This is a genomic window from Achromobacter sp. (assembly GCF_057314935.1).
The window spans coordinates 1-15997 of record NZ_DBHKZA010000023.1 but is presented as its reverse complement, the minus strand read 5'-3'; the positions used below and the strand labels follow the sequence as shown (position 1 = coordinate 15997).

Annotated in this window: 15 protein-coding genes; 11 read left to right on the top strand and 4 right to left on the bottom strand. The window is 65.1% G+C overall.

Annotated features, from left to right (window positions below; all coding sequences use genetic code 11):
- Positions 1-15: 15 nt before the first annotated feature.
- From ACO6D5_RS10975 to ACO6D5_RS10955, 5 genes are all read left to right on the top strand, one after another.
- Positions 16-1077 carry an NAD(P)/FAD-dependent oxidoreductase gene (locus ACO6D5_RS10975; RefSeq protein WP_485825380.1) on the top strand — a complete coding sequence of 354 codons (1062 nt, stop codon included), beginning with the start codon at positions 16-18 and terminating at the stop codon, positions 1075-1077.
- A gap of 271 nt (positions 1078-1348) precedes the next feature.
- A complete protein-coding gene (locus ACO6D5_RS10970; protein ID WP_485825379.1) occupies positions 1349-2275 on the top strand; it encodes an alpha/beta hydrolase in 927 nt (308 codons plus the stop codon).
- A 263-nt stretch (positions 2276-2538) separates the two neighbouring features.
- Positions 2539-3087, top strand: coding sequence for a hypothetical protein (locus tag ACO6D5_RS10965; RefSeq protein ID WP_315525623.1), 549 nt, complete (start codon positions 2539-2541; stop codon positions 3085-3087).
- A gap of 176 nt (positions 3088-3263) precedes the next feature.
- Positions 3264-3539, top strand: a complete 276-nt coding sequence (locus ACO6D5_RS10960) for a hypothetical protein (RefSeq protein WP_315525620.1) — start codon at positions 3264-3266, stop codon at positions 3537-3539.
- A 102-nt stretch (positions 3540-3641) separates the two neighbouring features.
- Positions 3642-3980, top strand: a complete 339-nt coding sequence (locus tag ACO6D5_RS10955; RefSeq protein ID WP_315525618.1) for a YciI family protein — start codon at positions 3642-3644, stop codon at positions 3978-3980.
- Between the two features lie 107 nt (positions 3981-4087).
- Here ACO6D5_RS10955 and ACO6D5_RS10950 read toward each other — a convergent pair whose 3' ends face one another.
- Positions 4088-4339 carry a hypothetical protein gene (locus ACO6D5_RS10950; RefSeq protein ID WP_315525616.1) on the bottom strand — a complete coding sequence of 84 codons (252 nt, stop codon included), beginning with the start codon at positions 4337-4339 and terminating at the stop codon, positions 4088-4090.
- Positions 4340-4406: 67 nt separating this feature from the next.
- On the bottom strand, positions 4407-5288 hold the full coding sequence (locus ACO6D5_RS10945) for a helix-turn-helix transcriptional regulator (protein WP_485825378.1): 882 nt from the start codon (positions 5286-5288) through the stop codon (positions 4407-4409).
- A gap of 124 nt (positions 5289-5412) precedes the next feature.
- On the opposite strand from ACO6D5_RS10945, the gene ACO6D5_RS10940 reads away from it, so the two are divergent.
- On the top strand, positions 5413-6858 hold the full coding sequence (locus ACO6D5_RS10940; RefSeq protein ID WP_485825377.1) for an MFS transporter: 1446 nt from the start codon (positions 5413-5415) through the stop codon (positions 6856-6858).
- Between the two features lie 39 nt (positions 6859-6897).
- On the opposite strand, the gene proC is transcribed toward ACO6D5_RS10940, so the two are convergent.
- Entirely contained in the window at positions 6898-7704 is an 807-nt protein-coding gene (proC, locus tag ACO6D5_RS10935; protein ID WP_485825376.1) for a pyrroline-5-carboxylate reductase, read from the bottom strand.
- A 37-nt stretch (positions 7705-7741) separates the two neighbouring features.
- On the bottom strand, positions 7742-8875 hold the full coding sequence (locus tag ACO6D5_RS10930; RefSeq protein ID WP_485825375.1) for an alpha-hydroxy acid oxidase: 1134 nt from the start codon (positions 8873-8875) through the stop codon (positions 7742-7744).
- Between the two features lie 360 nt (positions 8876-9235).
- Between ACO6D5_RS10930 and ACO6D5_RS10925 the strand changes: the two genes are divergently transcribed.
- The 5 genes from ACO6D5_RS10925 to dapA are packed head-to-tail and all read left to right on the top strand — an operon-like array spanning position 9236 to position 15619.
- A complete protein-coding gene (locus ACO6D5_RS10925; protein ID WP_485825374.1) occupies positions 9236-10663 on the top strand; it encodes an FAD-binding oxidoreductase in 1428 nt (475 codons plus the stop codon).
- A 49-nt stretch (positions 10664-10712) separates the two neighbouring features.
- Positions 10713-11795 (top strand): ABC transporter substrate-binding protein, encoded by a 1083-nt coding sequence (locus tag ACO6D5_RS10920; protein ID WP_006222481.1) that lies wholly within the window; start codon positions 10713-10715, stop codon positions 11793-11795.
- A gap of 20 nt (positions 11796-11815) precedes the next feature.
- Complete coding sequence (locus ACO6D5_RS10915; protein ID WP_485825373.1) at positions 11816-12895, top strand: ABC transporter ATP-binding protein; 1080 nt, start codon at positions 11816-11818, stop codon at positions 12893-12895.
- 4 nt (positions 12896-12899) lie between these two features.
- Positions 12900-14675: an ABC transporter permease subunit gene (locus ACO6D5_RS10910; RefSeq protein ID WP_485825372.1), complete on the top strand. Its 1776-nt coding sequence runs from the start codon at positions 12900-12902 to the stop codon at positions 14673-14675.
- 38 nt (positions 14676-14713) lie between these two features.
- Complete coding sequence (gene dapA, locus ACO6D5_RS10905; RefSeq protein WP_485825371.1) at positions 14714-15619, top strand: 4-hydroxy-tetrahydrodipicolinate synthase; 906 nt, start codon at positions 14714-14716, stop codon at positions 15617-15619.
- The last annotated feature ends 378 nt before the right edge of the window (positions 15620-15997 follow it).

Here is a 15997-nt window from a genome sequence, read left to right as displayed (position 1 = left end):
TTCCCAGCCAAACACATGCCCATTTTCGTCAAGCACGACCGAGCAATTCGAAAAGGTAAAGTGATCGTGGTGGGCGGTGGCATTATGGGCGCGTCGGCAGCCTGGCATCTGTCCAAAGCAGGCGCGTCCGTTACATTGATCGAACAAGCCCCTGATTGCCTCACCAGTGCGACCGCCTCCTCTTTCGGCTGGGTCGGTGCCAGCGCGAGCACGCCTTCAGACAACCAGGCTGCATTCGCCGAGAGATTGCAGGCGCTGGAAGCGTTTGCAAGTATCGAGCGCGAACTCTGCCCCTTGCCAATCGCCGCCCGCGGCGCGCTTCTCTGGTGGTCTTCCGAGGACGAGACGGCAGCAATGATTGCAGAGCATCGAGCCGCCGGCACGCGAATGGAGCGACTTACACGTTCCCAGATTGTGGCGAAGGAGCCGGCGATTGGTAAAGCGCCATCACTCGCCGCCTGGGCGCCCGGCGACTTCGCATTGGAACCCGGCGCATTTGCACGCCAACTGTTGGCAGGAGCGCAGGCCGCCGGTGCATCTGTCCGCCAAGGAATGGTTGAAGCCGTCGAAGCCGCAGGAAACCGGATCACGGGGGTCGTGGTGGATGGCAAGAAACTTCCCGCTGACATTGTCGTGCTCGCCAATGGCTATCGCTCACGCGCGGTTGCTTTAACGGTCGGCGTGGACCTTCCAATCCATGAGTCGCCGGCAGTGTTGCTTCGATTCGGTAAGGAAGCGGATGGCCTTCGTCACCTTGTTTGTGCTCAAGACTTGGAGCTGCGCCCATCCTTAGCAGGGGGTCTTGTTTCTGCTGCCGATTATCCAGAAAGCGGTAAAACCGGCCTTCCCGCCCTTGCCGCGCAAACGCGTGACGCCATTGCTGATCTGTTTGGGCTCGCCGCGGCGCCATCCCTGCTTTCTATAACCGCAGCGCAGCGTCCCATGACGAGCGACGGCAAACTGCTATGCGGCCAAGTCGGAACAGTCGAGGGCTTATTTGCATTGGTCGCACACCCTGGCGTGATCCTTGCCCCCCTTCTTGGTCGCCGTTGCGCCGAAGCGGTTCTGGCTTCTTGATCCGGACCCATGCGCTAACCATCGCGACCGCAGCCTGGCTGGCTACATACGGCCAATTGCTGCCGGTGCCGGGAAGACGCAGTGGCGCCAAGGTGGAATCGAGCGGGGTGCAAGCGCGCAGCTAACGATTCGGATTTGCAGGCTGACCTGAAGGCGTGCAAAAGTCGAATCCGGTAGGATGACCAACCCGACTATCTTGCCAGCACGCCACTCATCCCCGACCCGACTTGTTCTCATATACCCAGTGCGGCGTTCGTCAAAGAGAAACCCCATGCATCGACGTTTTCCACTTGCCCTGTTGATTGCCCTAGTGACCAGCGCCGGCGCGTTTATCGCTCCGACGCACGCTCAGACCCCATCGACGCCAAAGGTGCAGTCTGGCGACGGGCACCCCTACGAAATCGCCGACAGCGAGGTATGGGACGTGCCCGATCCGGTATCCAAGCGCGGCTACCAGGTCTTTGTTGCGCTGCCGCCGTCCTATGCCAAGCAGCCGCAGCGGCGCTACCCCGTCCTGTATGTGACCGACGCCGACTACGCCTTCCCAATCATCCGTCAGTTAGGGCGACGCCTGAATGTTGAAGGTCCCCAGATCGAAGAGTTCATTCTCGTCGGCCTGTCCTATGGAAAGGGCGAGGACGGCGGTGTCAGCCGCCAGCGTGATTACACGCCGACACCGAACGGACCAAGCACTGCACCGCCGAATTCGATCCACGGTCAGGCGCAGGCCTATCAACAATATCTGCGCGATCAGGTAAAGCCCTTCATCAACGCTCGCTATCGGGCGTCCCCTTCCAAGGCGATCTTTCTGGGCCATTCGTACGGCGCACTGCTTGGGACGCAGATTCTTTTCACCGAACCTGGCTTGTTCAGCGACTATATCCTCGGCAGTCCGTCACTCTGGTACGACAAGCGACATGCCTTGACGCTCGAAGCGGGCTACGCCAAGCAGAATCGGGACCTGAAGGCGAATGTCTATCTTTATGTCGGCGCCTTTGAGGCCTTGCGCAAAGGGGATCGACGCTACAACCAGACGGTGGACATGGTTGCCGACAACCGGGCGTTGGAAGCGGCGCTGCAAAGCAGAAAGTATCCGAGCCTGAAACTGAAGTCATCGGTCCTGAACGACGAGGACCATCTCACCGTCGCACCACGAGGCTTCACGCAGGGGTTGAAATATCTGCTGCCAGTGCGGTGAACCATCACATGGCGCGGACAATCGCAAAAGCCCGCTCCCGACCAGATTCGGGTATTTGGCGACGTCACAACTGGCCGCCCGCCTCGGATACGTCGTCCAGGGCCAGTCATTGCGCGCAGTGTGATCCGACGCCCAAGCTGATCGAATGACGCAAAAGGGTCGATAGCCGCCGTGCGGGCCGACAAGCGTGGCGAGTTTTCACCATGACGTTGACAGCCAGGAAGATTGGCGGCGACGCTCGAAGCAGGTAATTGGCAGGCCACATGGATTTCCCGCCCGGCTGCAAGGTTTCTGATACATTGACGCCGAAAATCAATACAAGCAAGGGCAGCTTCGCGGCCCGGCTTGCGCCGGGCATGCCGCAGTCGCGCAGAAGGTGTTTTCCAATGCCATGCCGCGCTAAAGCACCCAACTCTCAACTGTCGAACTTTGGGGTAACGGTCAAAATGAGAAAATTAGCATTGCTTGTTGTCCTGCCATCTTTGCTTGCCGGATGTACTTCCGGGCAGATGAACATGCTGATGGGCACGCGGAACAAGACCTACAACGACGTCAATGCAGCCTGGGTCGGCAGCACGGAAGAGCAGTTGATTTCCAAGTGGGGGCCTCCCAAGAAAAGCTATACGCTGGCAAGCGGGGCGACCATCATTTCGTACGAAGAGATCTGGGGTCCCATGTCCGCATACCACGTATGCGCAGAGAAATTCATGATCGAGAAGGGCATGGTGACCAAGTGGGGGATCTCGGATTGCCCATCGCGCATATCGGGCACGCTGCCAAAAGACACCCCGATTCCGCAACCGACGCTGTAGCGGTTTAAGGTGTCAGGCGGCAGTCCTGCCGCCGCGCCGGTAAAAGGTGGTGGACTCCGATTTCTGGCAACGCGCGCGCCGTTGATCCGGCCAGATTCCGCCTGTACCCCTGAAAAATGGCGGCGCACGGCCTGCGGGAGTATCGTAAAAGGCGGCAGATCACACCGGAGTCCGCCATGCCTGAAACTCCCCTTATCGAGGCCAGCGCCTCGCACCTGGGCAACCTGACGCAGTTCCTGATCTGGGTGGCCGAACGGCCGCGCACCTACACCGACATCATGGAGGCGTGGCGCACGTCATGCCCGCGCCTGTCGGCGTGGGAGGACGCCACCGCCAACGGATTGATCGATCTGACTGGCCGGCCGTCGGCAACGGCAGGCGCGCCGGTGGCGATCTTGACGCCCAAAGGCCGTGCATGGCTGGCCACGCGCCAAGCCGACTCCCCTCACTGAATGTTCATTGCGAAGGGGCCACGGTGCGGGACGCCAGATCGTGCCGCTGAAAATGCAGCCTGGCTCCCCCCGAAGACGACGCACTTTCACAGGAGGCATCCCATGCCCAAGTTCGTGACGATCGGATATGGAGACCAAGCGGGTTACGACCGTACCGCAGCAGACATCCGGGATGCGGCGCATGCGCACGACGCCAGGTTGAGGCAGGACGGCGTGTTGATGGGCATCGCAGGCGCCCCGGTGCAGGTGCGCAATCACGATGCCGCCGGCGTCGCAACGACGAACGCGCCATACCTGAGTTCACCTTTGCCCGTGGCGGGCTTTGCCATCATCGAGGCGGCCGATCTGGCCGAGGCGATTGATATGGTGTCACGCACACCCTGCGCGGTTGCGCACGGTGTCGTCGAGGTATGGCCATTGGAACCGCTAAATGAAACGTAGGAACGTACCCGCGAGAATCGCCGGGTGGACTGGTCTGCCCGGCCGGCGAACGGTGACGCATCCGCGGTTGCGCGTAAAGCGCAGCGCATCGGCGGCGCAGGCCAGGCTCAATTGGTGTTGATCCATTCCTGCGTATCCCGGATGAACCAAGGAAGATTCAACCTTTCCCCTTCGCCGGACTGTATGGTCAGGCGTTGATCCGAGGAGCCGGGCTGCGTGTCGGCGCGCTGCGTCGTGGAAGATGGCCGGCTTCGATAGTCCATATCGGTTTGCTTGGGCGGACTATTCGCGCAGGCGGCAATCGACGCGCACGCGACCGCGGCAAGGACGGGTCTGAGGGCTGAACGGAAGATCTTCATGATGGACGGGTTCCCGCTGGTGGCACCGGCCGGCGTGCCAGGCAATCAAAGGCCTCTATTGCGTACCTTACTCGCAATGCGCGGCCTCTGTGGACGCCGTACGCCCCTGCACCCATCGCGCGAAGTCCTGCGCCCGTGGTTCGTCCGGCGCCGGGGCGTACACCACCAGGCGCAGGTGGCGGCTTTCGTCCACGGACAAGGTCGCGTGCTCGAACGCCACCTCTCCCAGCGGCTCGATATGCAGCTTGCGCACGCCCATGCATGCGCCGTGCACGTCATGCTCGCGCCACCAGACCTTGAAATCCGGTGACACGCGTTCCAGTTCGTCGACCAGCTCGGCGATGTCGGGCACGCCGGCCGCGCTGGCGAAATCGCGCCGGAAGGTGGACAGCATGGCGGGCGCCTGCGCTTGCCAGTCGACGAACACCTGCCGCATCGCGGGCGCCACGAACAGCATCCACAAGAGGTTGCGGCGGCCGGGCGCCTGGGTAGAGAAGCCGAAGACGCGGTCCGCGGCGGCATTCCACACCACGACGTCCCAGCGCAGGTTCAGGATGTACGCGGGCCGCGCGGGCAAGTCGTCCATCAGGCGGCGCACCTGAGGCGGCACGGTGCACACGGTGCGGCCGGGTTCGGCCGGCGGGCGTTGATGGGCAAGCAGATACAGGTGGCGGCGCTCGGCGGGGTCCAGTTTCAGGACGCGCGCCAGATTTTCCAGAAAGGTGGCCGACACGCTGATGTTGCGGCCCTGTTCGAACCACGTGTACCAGGCAAGGCCGACGCCCGCCAACGCGGCCACTTCCTCGCGGCGCAGGCCGGGCGTGCGGCGACGGCCGCCCGCGGGCAGGCCCAGGTCTGCCGGGCGAAGCCGTTCTCGGCGCAGGCGCAGGAATTCGGACAAATCCGCACGCGTGCGGTCCAGGCGTTGGGGGGTGGGAGCGTCAGTCATCAAGGGAAGGAAGCAAGCATTCCGGCGTGCAGGCTATTGCAAGCAGTAATAGCATAAACAGCTAAATTGTATAAGGCTGAGAGCCCGCCCAGAATAGCGCCAATCCTGTTCCGATGGCGTATTCATGACCTCGACCACCCTGCCTTCCCCTTGCGCGCCACGCGCCCCCGACGCCCCTGCGCTCAGCCCGCTGGGCTTGGCCGTGCTGCTGTCGGGAGGCTTCATCACGATCTTCGACCTGTTCGTGGTGAACGTGGCCATCCCCAGCATGCAAACCACGTTGTCGGCCAGCTTTGCGCAGATCAACTTCATCATCGCCGCCTACGAATTGGCGTATGGCGTGCTGCTGATCGCGGGCAGCCGGTTGGGCGACCGCCACGGGCGCCGCCGCTTGTTCATGCTGGGCATGGCCGGCTTTGCCTTGGCGTCCGCGCTGTGCGGGCTGGCTCCGACGGCCGATACGCTGATCGGCGCACGCGTGCTGCAGGGCGTGGCGGCGGCCATGCTGTTCCCGCAGGTGTATGCGCTGATCCGCGTCAGCTACGAAGGCCATGCGCGGCGGCGCGCATTCGGCTTGATGGGCATGACGCTGGGACTGGCAGCCATCGCCGGGCAAGTGTTGGGCGGCTGGATCGTGCATGCCGACGTGTTCGGCCTGGCGTGGCGCACCATCTTCCTGATCAACGTGCCCCTGGGCCTGTTGGCGTGGCGGCTGGCTCGCCACATTCCGGAATCGCGCGAGGCGTCGGGCGCGGCAATGGACTGGCCCGGCGCGGCGCTGGTGGGAACGGGGTTGGCGCTGCTGTTGCTGGCGTTGATCGAAGGGCCGGCGCGCCACTGGCCGGTCTGGGCGATCGCTTGCGGCGGCGCATCCGCCGTGTTGCTCGCACAGTTTGTGCGGATGCAGCGCCGCGTGCGGGCCCACGGCGGCGCGCCGCTGGTCGACATGGGTTTGCTGGCGCAGCCGCGTTTTGCGGCCGGCTGCCTGCTGGTGATGTTCGTCTTCTCGACCGCCAGCGCGATGTTCCTGTGCTATGCCCTGCTGGTGCAAACCGGCTTCGGCCTGGATGCGCTGACCGCCGGCCTGATTTTCGCGCCGGCCAGCGTGGGCTTCGTGGCGGGGTCGATGGTCGCGCCGCGGCTGGTGGCGCGCTTTGGCACGGGCGCCATCGCAATGGCGGCGCTGTTGTACGGCGGGGCCACGGCCGCGCTGATGGTGCACGTAGGAACGGCAGGCGCGGCGTTGGCGCCGTGGTCGCTGGTGCCGGCGTTGGTCTGGCTGGGCGCAGCACAAGGCGCCGTCAATACGCCGCTTGTGAATCTGGTGCTGGGCCTGGTTGAAGACCGGCAGGCCGGCATGGCGGCAGGCGTGGTGTCGACGTTACAGCAGGTGGGCGCCGCGCTCGGCGTGTCAGCGGCGGGCATGCTGTTCGGCGGCGCGTTGCGCGCGCATGCCGAGGCCAGCGCGCCCGAGCGTTACGCCCAGGCGTTTGCGTCGGCCATGCAGTTCAACTTGGCGGCAATCGCAGCGTCGGTCGTGCTGCTGTGGTGGCTGGGCCGCCGACGTTGAACCGGCCAAAGGCGGTGTTGCAGCCGCCCGTGGACCGCCCTACCCCGCGGACAGTTCGCGCGCGCGCTGTTCGGCCTTGTGCACCGCCTGCGTGATCGCATCCGCGACACCGGCTTCGCGCATATGCGACAGCGCGGCGTAGGTGGTGCCGCCCTTGGAGGTGACGCGGTCCTGCAATTCGGTCAGCGGCACCTCCTCGCTGGCGGCCAGCCCTGCCGCGCCGCGAAAGGCCGACACGGCCAGCCTGCGCGCATCGGCCGCGGAAAAACCCAGCTCCAACGCGCCTTTTTCCAAGGCGGCCATGAAGTGAAAGACATAGCCCGGCCCGCTGCCCGTCACGGCGGTCACCGCGTCGATCATGGCTTCGCTGTCCGTCCAGATGCGTTCGCCTACTGCGGCGAACAAGGCGTCCACCTGACCGCGCTCGGCGTCGCTGCAAGCCGGCGTGGCGTAAAGCCCCGTCATGCCCAAGCCCACCTTGGCCGGCGTGTTCGGCATGGCGCGCACGATGCGCGCATGGCCGCCCAGCCATTCCGACAGCGACGCCAGTTCGACGCCCGCGGCGATGCTGACCACAGTGGCCGCGGCCGCCAGATGCTGATGCACCTGGCCGCAAGCCTCGCGCAATACCTGCGGCTTGGTAGCCAGCACGCACAACGCCGCGTCGGCGATTTCCGGGCCGACGCTTTCGCGGCAGTTCAGGCCGCGTTCGAACAGCGCGTCGCGCGTGGGCGCGTAGGGCTCGATCACAAGGAAGTCGGTCAGTTCGCGGCCCTGCCGCAGCAGGCCGTCGATGATGGCGGAGGCCATGTTGCCGCCGCCGATGAAAACGATCTTTTCTCGCATGTTGCTCTGCTTCCAAAAAAGAGGTGGCCAGACGGGTTCAGCGCTTTCGCACGGCTGCGGCGTCCAGCGCGCCGATGCGGTTGCGGCCCAACAGCCTGAGGGTATTGTCGAGCTCGGTGCGCAGGATGGCCAGGACTTCGTTCGCCCCGGCCGGCCCGCGCCCTGCCAGGCCATACAGGGGCGCACGGCCAAGCAGCACGGCGCGCGCCCCGAGCGCCACCGCCTTGGCGATATCGCTACCGCGGCGCACGCCACCGTCCACCAGGATCTCTAGCGACTGCCCGAGTTCCGCGGCGACTTCTGGCAGCACCTCCAGCGGGCACGGCGCGCTTTCCAGTTGCCGGCCGCCGTGATTGGACAGGACGATGCCGTCCACGCCATGCGCCTGTGCGCGCCGCGCGTCGGCCAGGCCCTGGATGCCCTTGATCACGATACGGCCGCGCCAGTGGCGGCGCAGCCAGGTTACGTCGTTCCAGCTTAGCGCCAGATCCATCTGCCGGCTTAGCGCGGAGGCTTGCTCGGTGATGTTCTCGCGCGCATTGGAGCTGACGGCCAGGTTCTTCAATTGTGGCCCGCCGTGGCGCAACATGTGCCAGCACCAGCCCGGATGCGACACCAGATCCAGCAGCAGCCGGCGCGACGGCCGCAACGGCAGCTTGAAGCCGTTGCGCTTGTCATGGTCGCGGTTGCCATGCACCGGCACGTCCACGGTCAGCAACAGCACGGTGTAGCCGTTCTGCCAGGCGCGGTCCATCAAGTGTTCGGCGATGCGGCGGTCGCGCTGTACATACAGCTGCAACCACAGTTCGCCGGGCGTGGCGGCGCGCACGTCTTCCAGCAATGACGTCGACGCGGTGGACAGCACGAACGGCAAGCCCGCCTGATGCGCGGCGCGTGCCAGATGCACATCGGCTTGCGGCCAGAAGAGCCCGTTCAGGCCCGTCGGCCCCACGATGGCGGGCATGGCGGCCGCCGCCCCCAGCACCGTCGTTTCCAGACGGCAATCCGTCACGTCCACGAGCACGTCGGGGCGAAATTCCAGATCGGCGTAAGCCGCCCGGTTGCGGGCAAGGGCCTGCCCGTCTTCGGCTCCGCCCTCCAGATAATCAAACGCCAGCCGCGGCAGCCGCTTTTGCGCCTGCCGCCGGTAATCCATCACGCTGGGAAGCATGTCCCCTTCCTTGATTTGCGGGAGCCGAATAGAATTGCATTACACACGATATGATTGTATTTCGATCATTTTGAAAACTGCAATCCGGGGCATCCATAAGGGCAAAAGCGATGCGGCAAGGTGCGGACGCGCAACGGGTCTTCACCGGCAAAGCTTGGCAGAATGCGGGTTTGCGGGCATCCCGGCAATCCTTCGGTCATGGGCCGGCTCTGATATCAGACTGATTCACCCCTAGTACATACCCTAGAATCAATTGAAATACGATTAATTAAATCGAAAAGCGATTTAAGTAATCGTATGCTGTGCCTCAAATGCGCTTGGACTTCCGTCGATGTCCGAGCCCCATTCGGGACCACAGACATGACCAACGGCATCACCCTGCTAGACGCGTTGACCCAGGCCCTGGGCGCGGACGCCATCCTTCATTCCGACGCCGACACCGCCGGCTACACCGAAGACTGGCGCGGCCGGTACAAGGGCCCCGCGCTGTGCGTCGCCCTGCCGGGCAACACGCAGCAGGTCGCCGACATCGTCCGCCTGTGCAACGCACACGCCACGCCAGTGCTGCCGCAAGGCGGCAATACCAGCCTGTGCGGCGGGGCCGTGCCGGACACTTCCGGCAAGCCGCCCGTCATCGTTAACCTGGCGCGCATGCGCCGGGTCCGCCGGGTCGATGCCGCCAACAATTCCATGGAAGTCGAAGCGGGCTGCGTGCTGGCCACCGTGCACGAAGCGGCGGCTGCCGAAGGCCGCCTGTACCCCATCAGCCTGGGCGCCGAAGGCTCATGCCAGATCGGCGGCACCATCGCCACCAATGCAGGCGGTACGGGCGTGCTGCGCTACGGCAACACGCGCGACAACATCCTGGGCCTGGAAGTGGTGCTGCCCGACGGCACTCTCTGGAACGGCCTGACGGCGCTGCGCAAGAACAACACGGGCTTCGACCTTAAACACCTGTTCATCGGCGCCGAAGGCACGATGGGCATCGTCACCGCCGCCGTGCTGAAGCTGCACCCGCTGCCCACCGCCCACGCCGTGGCCTGGCTGGCGCCGGACAGCCCGCAGGCGGCACTCGAGATCCTGGGCCTGTTCCAGCGCGCTTGCGGTTCGCGCTTGTCGGCCTTTGAAATGATCGACAGCAACCAGCTGGACATCGTGATGGCGCACGTCCCGGGACGCAAGAATCCGCTGGCCGGCGCGCATCCCTGGCACGTGCTGGTGGAACTGTCCGACACCGGCAACGGCGCCGAACTGCAGGATCTGCTGCAGCAGATCCTGGAACAGGCCTCCGAACGGGGCCTGCTGCACGACGCCGTCGTGGCCAGCAACGACACGCAGCGCGCGGCGCTCTGGGAAGTGCGCCACAGCGTGTCCGAAGGCAACAAGAAGGCGGGCGTGGGCCTGACCACCGACAGCGCCGTGCCGGTCTCCAGCGTGCCGCGCTTCATCGAAGAGGCCACGGCCGCCGTGCACCGCCTGGTGCCCGGCCTGCCCGTGCTGATCGTGGCCCACCTGGGCGACGGCAACGTGCACTTCATTCCGTTCTTCACGTTCGACGCCTGGAACGCCCTGCCCGACCGCGACACGATGGCGGCCGATATCCGCCGCGCCGTCAACGACGTGGCCGATGCGCTGGGCGGCACCTTCAGCGCCGAACACGGCGTGGGCCGCACGTCGCTGGCCGAAATGGCGCACTACAAGTCGCCCGTCGAACTGGCGATGATGCGCGCGCTGAAGTCCACCTTCGACCCCGCCAATCTTTTCAACCCCGGCCGCTTGCTGCCTTGAGCCGTCGTTCTTGATCCGTCGTCCCTGACCCGACCCGCAGGAGTCTTCCATGAAATCGACCTCCCACAACGCTTCGCGCCGCAGCGCGCTGAAAACCGTTGCCGCCGGCGCCGCCGCGCTGGCCATGCCCATGATCTGGACGCCGTCGCGCGCCGCGTCCAAGCGCATCGTCGTGCGCGACGACGGCGGCATCTACAGCAAGGCGTATGGCGCCGTGTTCTACAAGCCCTTCACGGAAGCCACCGGCATCCAGGTCGTGGGCGTGCAGGCCAACGCCGAGCCCACCGCGCAGATCCGCAGCATGGTGGACACCGGCAACTACACCTGGGACATGGCCAAGATCAGCCAGCCCGCCATCCTGATGCTGACCGAAGGCGGCAAGGTCTACCTGGAAAAGCACGGCCTGGAATCCGATCCGGTCGTGGCCACCATCCCCAAGCAATACATGTCGCCGTACGGCGTGGGCAATAACGTCTACACCACCGTGCTGGCCTACCGGACGGACGCGTTCAAGGGCCGCCGCGCCCCGGCGTCGTGGGCCGATTTCTGGAACGTGAAGGACATTCCCGGACGCCGCGGCCTGCGCAAGCACCCGTTCGACACCATCGAAGAAGCGCTGATGGCCGACGGCGTGCCGACGGACAAGGTCTACCCGTGCGACATCGACCGCGCGCTGGCCAGCCTGGACAAGGTCAAGCCGTCGGTGGACGTGTGGTGGAACACGGGCGCGCAGGTCGAACAGATGCTGGGCTCGGGCGAAGTCGACATGATCGCCACCTGGGTGTCGCGCGCGCAATCCGCCATCGCCAACGGCGCGCCGGTGCAGATCGTCTGGGACCAGAACATCTGGGGCTGCGACAACTGGTCCATCCTGAAAGGCACGCCCAACGCCGATGCCTGCCGCGAATTCATCAAGTTCGCGTCCGACCCCAAGCGCCAGGCCGCGCTGGTCGAATTCTTCGCCGCCGGCGTGACCCAGCCCGCCGCCTTCGACTACATCAAGGCCGACGTGGCGCGCAATTGCCCGACCCACCCCGACAACATCAAGACTGGCCTGCACATCAACGCGGCGTACTGGCTGGACAAGCAGCGCGACGTGCTCGAGCGCTTCAACGGCTGGGTCCTGAAGTAATTCTTTTCTGAATGAACACCATGTCTTCTTCCAATCTGCAAATCTCGGGCCTGGGCAAACGCTACGGCGACTTCGTCGCCCTGGCGCCCACGCACCTGGACGTCGCCCGCGGCGAATTCCTGACCCTGCTGGGTCCGTCCGGCTCCGGCAAGACCACCCTGCTGAGCCTGATCGCCGGCCTGGCGCAGCCCGACGAGGGCCGCGTGCTGATCGACGGCGCCGATGTCACCTACGGCGCGCCGTATGAACGCGATATCGGCATGGTGTTCCAGAACTATGCGCTGTTTCCGCACATGAGCATCGAGGAGAACATCGCCTTCCCCTTGAAGATGCGCAAGGTGCCGGCCGCCGAAGCGCGCCGCCGCGCGCACGAGGCGCTGGAGATGGTGCGCCTGCCGCACGTGGCCTCGCGCCTGCCGCGCGAACTGTCAGGCGGCCAGCAGCAGCGCATCGCGCTGGCGCGCTGCATGGTCTACCGCCCGGCCATCATCCTGATGGACGAACCGCTGGGCGCGCTGGACAAGAAGCTGCGCGACCAGATGCAGCTTGAGATCAAGCGCATTCACCGCGAACTGGGCACCACCATCGTGTACGTGACGCACGACCAGGAAGAGGCCATGACCATGTCCGACCGCATCTGCCTGATGAACGGCGGCGCGATCGAACAGCTGGGCACGCCGGCCGACCTGTACTTCCGCCCCCGCACGCTGTTCGTCGCCGACTTCCTGGGCGAGTCGAACCTGCTGCAGGGCGACGTCGTGTCGGTGGACGGCGACACGCTGACGGTCAAGCTGGCCCACCAGGGCGTGACCGGGCAGGCGCTGTCCAACGGCGCCCCCATCAAGGCCGGCCAGAAGGTCACGGTGATGCTGCGCCCGCAGAACCTGCGCGTGGGCACCGCCGGCCCGGGGCTGACCGGCAAGCTGCTGGACGTGATGGTGACGGGCAGCCTGACCAAGCTGTACCTGGATTCCGGCGTGGCGGATGCCGCGCCGATCGTCGTGGCGTACCCCACGCAGCGCCAGGCCGAGCAATACGCTATCGGCCAGCCGCTGACGGTCAGCTGGCAAGCCGCGGACGCGGTGGCCATTGCGGAGTGAACGCATGACAACCCTTGCCAATCCCCGCAAGCGCATGAGCCCGGGCCGCCGCCATTTCCTGATGGCGGCCCCGCTGGTCGTGCTGCTGCTGGTGCTGCTGATCTACCCCGTCGGCCAGCTGTTGCTGTTGAGCTTCGTCGGCGACCAGGGATTTAGCCTGGCGCAATACCACCGGCTGTTCGAATCGTCGGTCTACGTGAACGTGCTGCTGATCACGTTGAAGATCTCGTTGTGGACGACGTTCTTCTCGGTGGTGGCGGGCTATCCCGTGGCCTACCTGATCTCCAGCCTGTCGGCCAAGCGCAAGACGTCGTTGCTGTTCTGGGTGCTGCTGTCGTTCTGGACCAGTTTCCTGGTGCGCACCTTCGCCTGGGTCGTGCTGCTGGGCCGCAACGGCGTGGTCAACCAGCTGCTGCAGGCGCTTGGCATCCTGGATGCGCCGGCCAACCTGCTCTACAACTTCGGCAGCGTGCTGGTCGGCATGGTGCATGCGCTGATGCCGCTGGCGGTGTTGACGATGCTGTCCGTCATGGAGAACATCGACCGCAACCTGCCGCGCGCCGCGTCCACGCTGGGCGCGCGCCCCGGCACGGCCTTCTGGAGGATCTATTTCCCGCTGTCGATGCCCGGCGTGGCCGCGGCCGCCATCATGGTGTTCGTGACGGCCATCGGCTTTTTCATCACGCCCGCGCTGCTGGGCGGACGCAAGGAAACGATGATCACGCAGATCATCATCGACCAGGTCCAGCAGACCATGAACTGGGAGTTCGCCGGCGCGGTGTCGGTGCTGCTGTTGGTGGTGGTGCTGGTGGTCTTCGCCATCTACGACAAGGTGCTGGGCCTGTCGACCATGACGGGCGGCGCGTCCACCCGCGTGCGCGCCTCCGGCCGCGAAAGCCTGTCGCGCCGCGCGGGCGACGCGGTGCTGACCGTGCTGGCCAACGTGTCGGACGCGCTGTTCGCGCTGCTGCCCAAGCGATTGCGCCGCTCGGTATCGGGCACCGGGCAGTCGCGCACCTTGTGGTGGATCGTGCTGGGCGTGCTGGCCTTCCTGAGCGCCCCCGCGTTCCTGATGATCCCGCTGTCGTTCGATTCGGGCTCCGGGTTGACGTGGCCGCCCAAGGGCTTTTCGTTGCAATGGTACGAACAGATGTTTACCTCGCCCGTGTGGATGCAGGCGATCACCCGTTCGTTGATCGTAGGCGTGGGCACCGGCCTGCTGGCCATGCTGATCGGCACGCCCGCCGCCTTCCTGCTGGTGCGCGCCAACATGCGCGGCAAGTCGGCGATGCTGGCTTTCGTGCTGTCGCCGATTGTGGTGCCGCGCATGATCATCGCCGTGGGCATGTTCTATTTCTTCGCCCGCGTCGGCCTGGTGGGGTCCACCATCGGCCTGATCCTGGCGCACACGGTCGTTGCCGTGCCGTACGTGGTGATCACCATGATGGCGGTGCTGCGCAACTACGACACGCGCCTGGACCTTGCCGCGCAAAGCCTGGGCGCTGGCCCCTGGGCCACGCTGCGCTTCGTGACCTTCCCCATCCTGGGGGCCGGCCTGATGTCGTCGTTCCTGTTCGCGTTCGCGACCTCGTTCGATGAACTGACGATCGCGCTGTTCGCCTCGGGCGGCCTGAACGCCACCTTGCCCAAGCAGTTCTGGGACGAAGTGACGCTGCAGATATCCCCGGTGATCGCCGCCGTCTCGACGTGCCTCTTCATCTTCATCGCCGCGCTGATCTGGCTGGCCGACCGGCTCCGCCGCCGCAGCCTGGCCAACTGATCCCATGCGCGCTTGTTTTACCTCTTAGGATTCGCAATATGCTGAACGCAACCCATCTTCGCGGCGTCTTCCCCGCCATCCCGACGCCGGTCAACGCCGACGACACCATCAATGTCCCGGCCGCCCGCGCGCTGATCGCCTACCTGCTCAAGCAGGGCATCGACGGCATCGTGCCGTTGGGCGGCACCGGCGAATACGGCGCCCTGCCCCGCGCCGAACGCATCCGCATGTGCAAGCTGACGGTAGAAGCCATCGAAGGCCGCGTGCCGGTGATCCCCGGCGTGCTGGACCCCGGCTTTCACGACGCCCTGCAAGCCGGCCACGAATTCGCCGACGCCGGGGCCGACGCGCTGATGGTGCTGACCCCGTACTACACGACGCCGACGCAAGCCGGCATCCGCGACTATTTCCTGCGCTACGCGGACGCCTCGCCGCTGCCCGTGATGATCTACGAGATCCCGTACCGCACCCGCATCGCGATCGCCCCGGAAGTCCTGCACGAACTGTCGCGCCACGAGAACATCATCGGGATGAAGGCGTGCAACACGGACATGTACCATTTCTTGCGCACGGTGGCGGGCGTGGACGATTCGTTCGCGGTGTTCAGCGGTGAAGATACGCTGCTGCCGGTACATCTGGCTGCCGGCGCGCGCGGCGGCATCGTGGTGACGGCAAGCCTGTTGCCGACGGCCTGGCGGAAGGTCTATGCGTTGGCGGCCGAAGGGCGCACGCGGGAGTCGATGGAACTGCATCGCCGGTTGATCCCGCTGATGAATCTGGCGTTTGCGGAGACGAATCCGGGTCCGATGAAGTCGGTGATGGATCTGATCGGCGTGAACGCGCCAGAAGTGCTGGATCCATTGGTGGCGCCGGCAGACGGCTTACAGGCGGCTTTGCGGGCGGAGTTGGGGCCTTTGTTGAAGGAGTTCGAGGGGGTGGTTTAAGGGCCGGATTTCTGTTTGGGTTTTTGGGTTTAGTTTGGAGAGGGGCTGCTTTTTTGGCGGTCCCTTTTTCTTTTTTGGGTTGTTGGTTCTTTAGGCGCCTGTCGCGGCAGTCCCCCGGGGCGTGCGGGTCAACGATTGCGGTCCGGAGCCGTCGCTCCGGACTGCCCCGTCCTCATCCTCGTACGCCTTCGGCTTCCTACGGATTCCCTCGGGCTTATCGACTCCCCGCACGCCCCGGGGGACTGCCGCGACAGGCTCTGCCAGCTGCAACTTCACGTCAGCAGGGGAGAACGGTGTGCTTAGGGTTCTCGCCCCGGGTTTTAGGTGGTGGAGGATCTTGCGGGGCCCGCTCCCGGCCGGCCGCGCGGGCGGCCTTTG

Bases quoted from the DNA above. Each gene is read 5' to 3' on its own strand.
- ACO6D5_RS10960 (WP_315525620.1), top strand. From the start codon at position 3,264: ATGCCTGAAACTCCCCTTATCGAGGCCAGCGCCTCGCACCTGGGCAAC.
- ACO6D5_RS10970 (WP_485825379.1), top strand. From the start codon at position 1,349: ATGCATCGACGTTTTCCACTTGCCCTGTTGATTGCCCTAGTGACCAGC.
- ACO6D5_RS10910 (WP_485825372.1), top strand. From the start codon at position 12,900: ATGACAACCCTTGCCAATCCCCGCAAGCGCATGAGCCCGGGCCGCCGC.
- ACO6D5_RS10925 (WP_485825374.1), top strand. From the start codon at position 9,236: ATGACCAACGGCATCACCCTGCTAGACGCGTTGACCCAGGCCCTGGGC.
- ACO6D5_RS10945 (WP_485825378.1), bottom strand. From the start codon at position 5,288: ATGACTGACGCTCCCACCCCCCAACGCCTGGACCGCACGCGTGCGGAT.
- ACO6D5_RS10920 (WP_006222481.1), top strand. From the start codon at position 10,713: ATGAAATCGACCTCCCACAACGCTTCGCGCCGCAGCGCGCTGAAAACC.
- proC (WP_485825376.1), bottom strand. From the start codon at position 7,704: ATGCGAGAAAAGATCGTTTTCATCGGCGGCGGCAACATGGCCTCCGCC.
- ACO6D5_RS10930 (WP_485825375.1), bottom strand. From the start codon at position 8,875: ATGCTTCCCAGCGTGATGGATTACCGGCGGCAGGCGCAAAAGCGGCTG.
- dapA (WP_485825371.1), top strand. From the start codon at position 14,714: ATGCTGAACGCAACCCATCTTCGCGGCGTCTTCCCCGCCATCCCGACG.
- ACO6D5_RS10940 (WP_485825377.1), top strand. From the start codon at position 5,413: ATGACCTCGACCACCCTGCCTTCCCCTTGCGCGCCACGCGCCCCCGAC.
- ACO6D5_RS10915 (WP_485825373.1), top strand. From the start codon at position 11,816: ATGTCTTCTTCCAATCTGCAAATCTCGGGCCTGGGCAAACGCTACGGC.
- ACO6D5_RS10955 (WP_315525618.1), top strand. From the start codon at position 3,642: ATGCCCAAGTTCGTGACGATCGGATATGGAGACCAAGCGGGTTACGAC.
- ACO6D5_RS10965 (WP_315525623.1), top strand. From the start codon at position 2,539: ATGGATTTCCCGCCCGGCTGCAAGGTTTCTGATACATTGACGCCGAAA.
- ACO6D5_RS10975 (WP_485825380.1), top strand. From the start codon at position 16: ATGCCCATTTTCGTCAAGCACGACCGAGCAATTCGAAAAGGTAAAGTG.
- ACO6D5_RS10950 (WP_315525616.1), bottom strand. From the start codon at position 4,339: ATGAAGATCTTCCGTTCAGCCCTCAGACCCGTCCTTGCCGCGGTCGCG.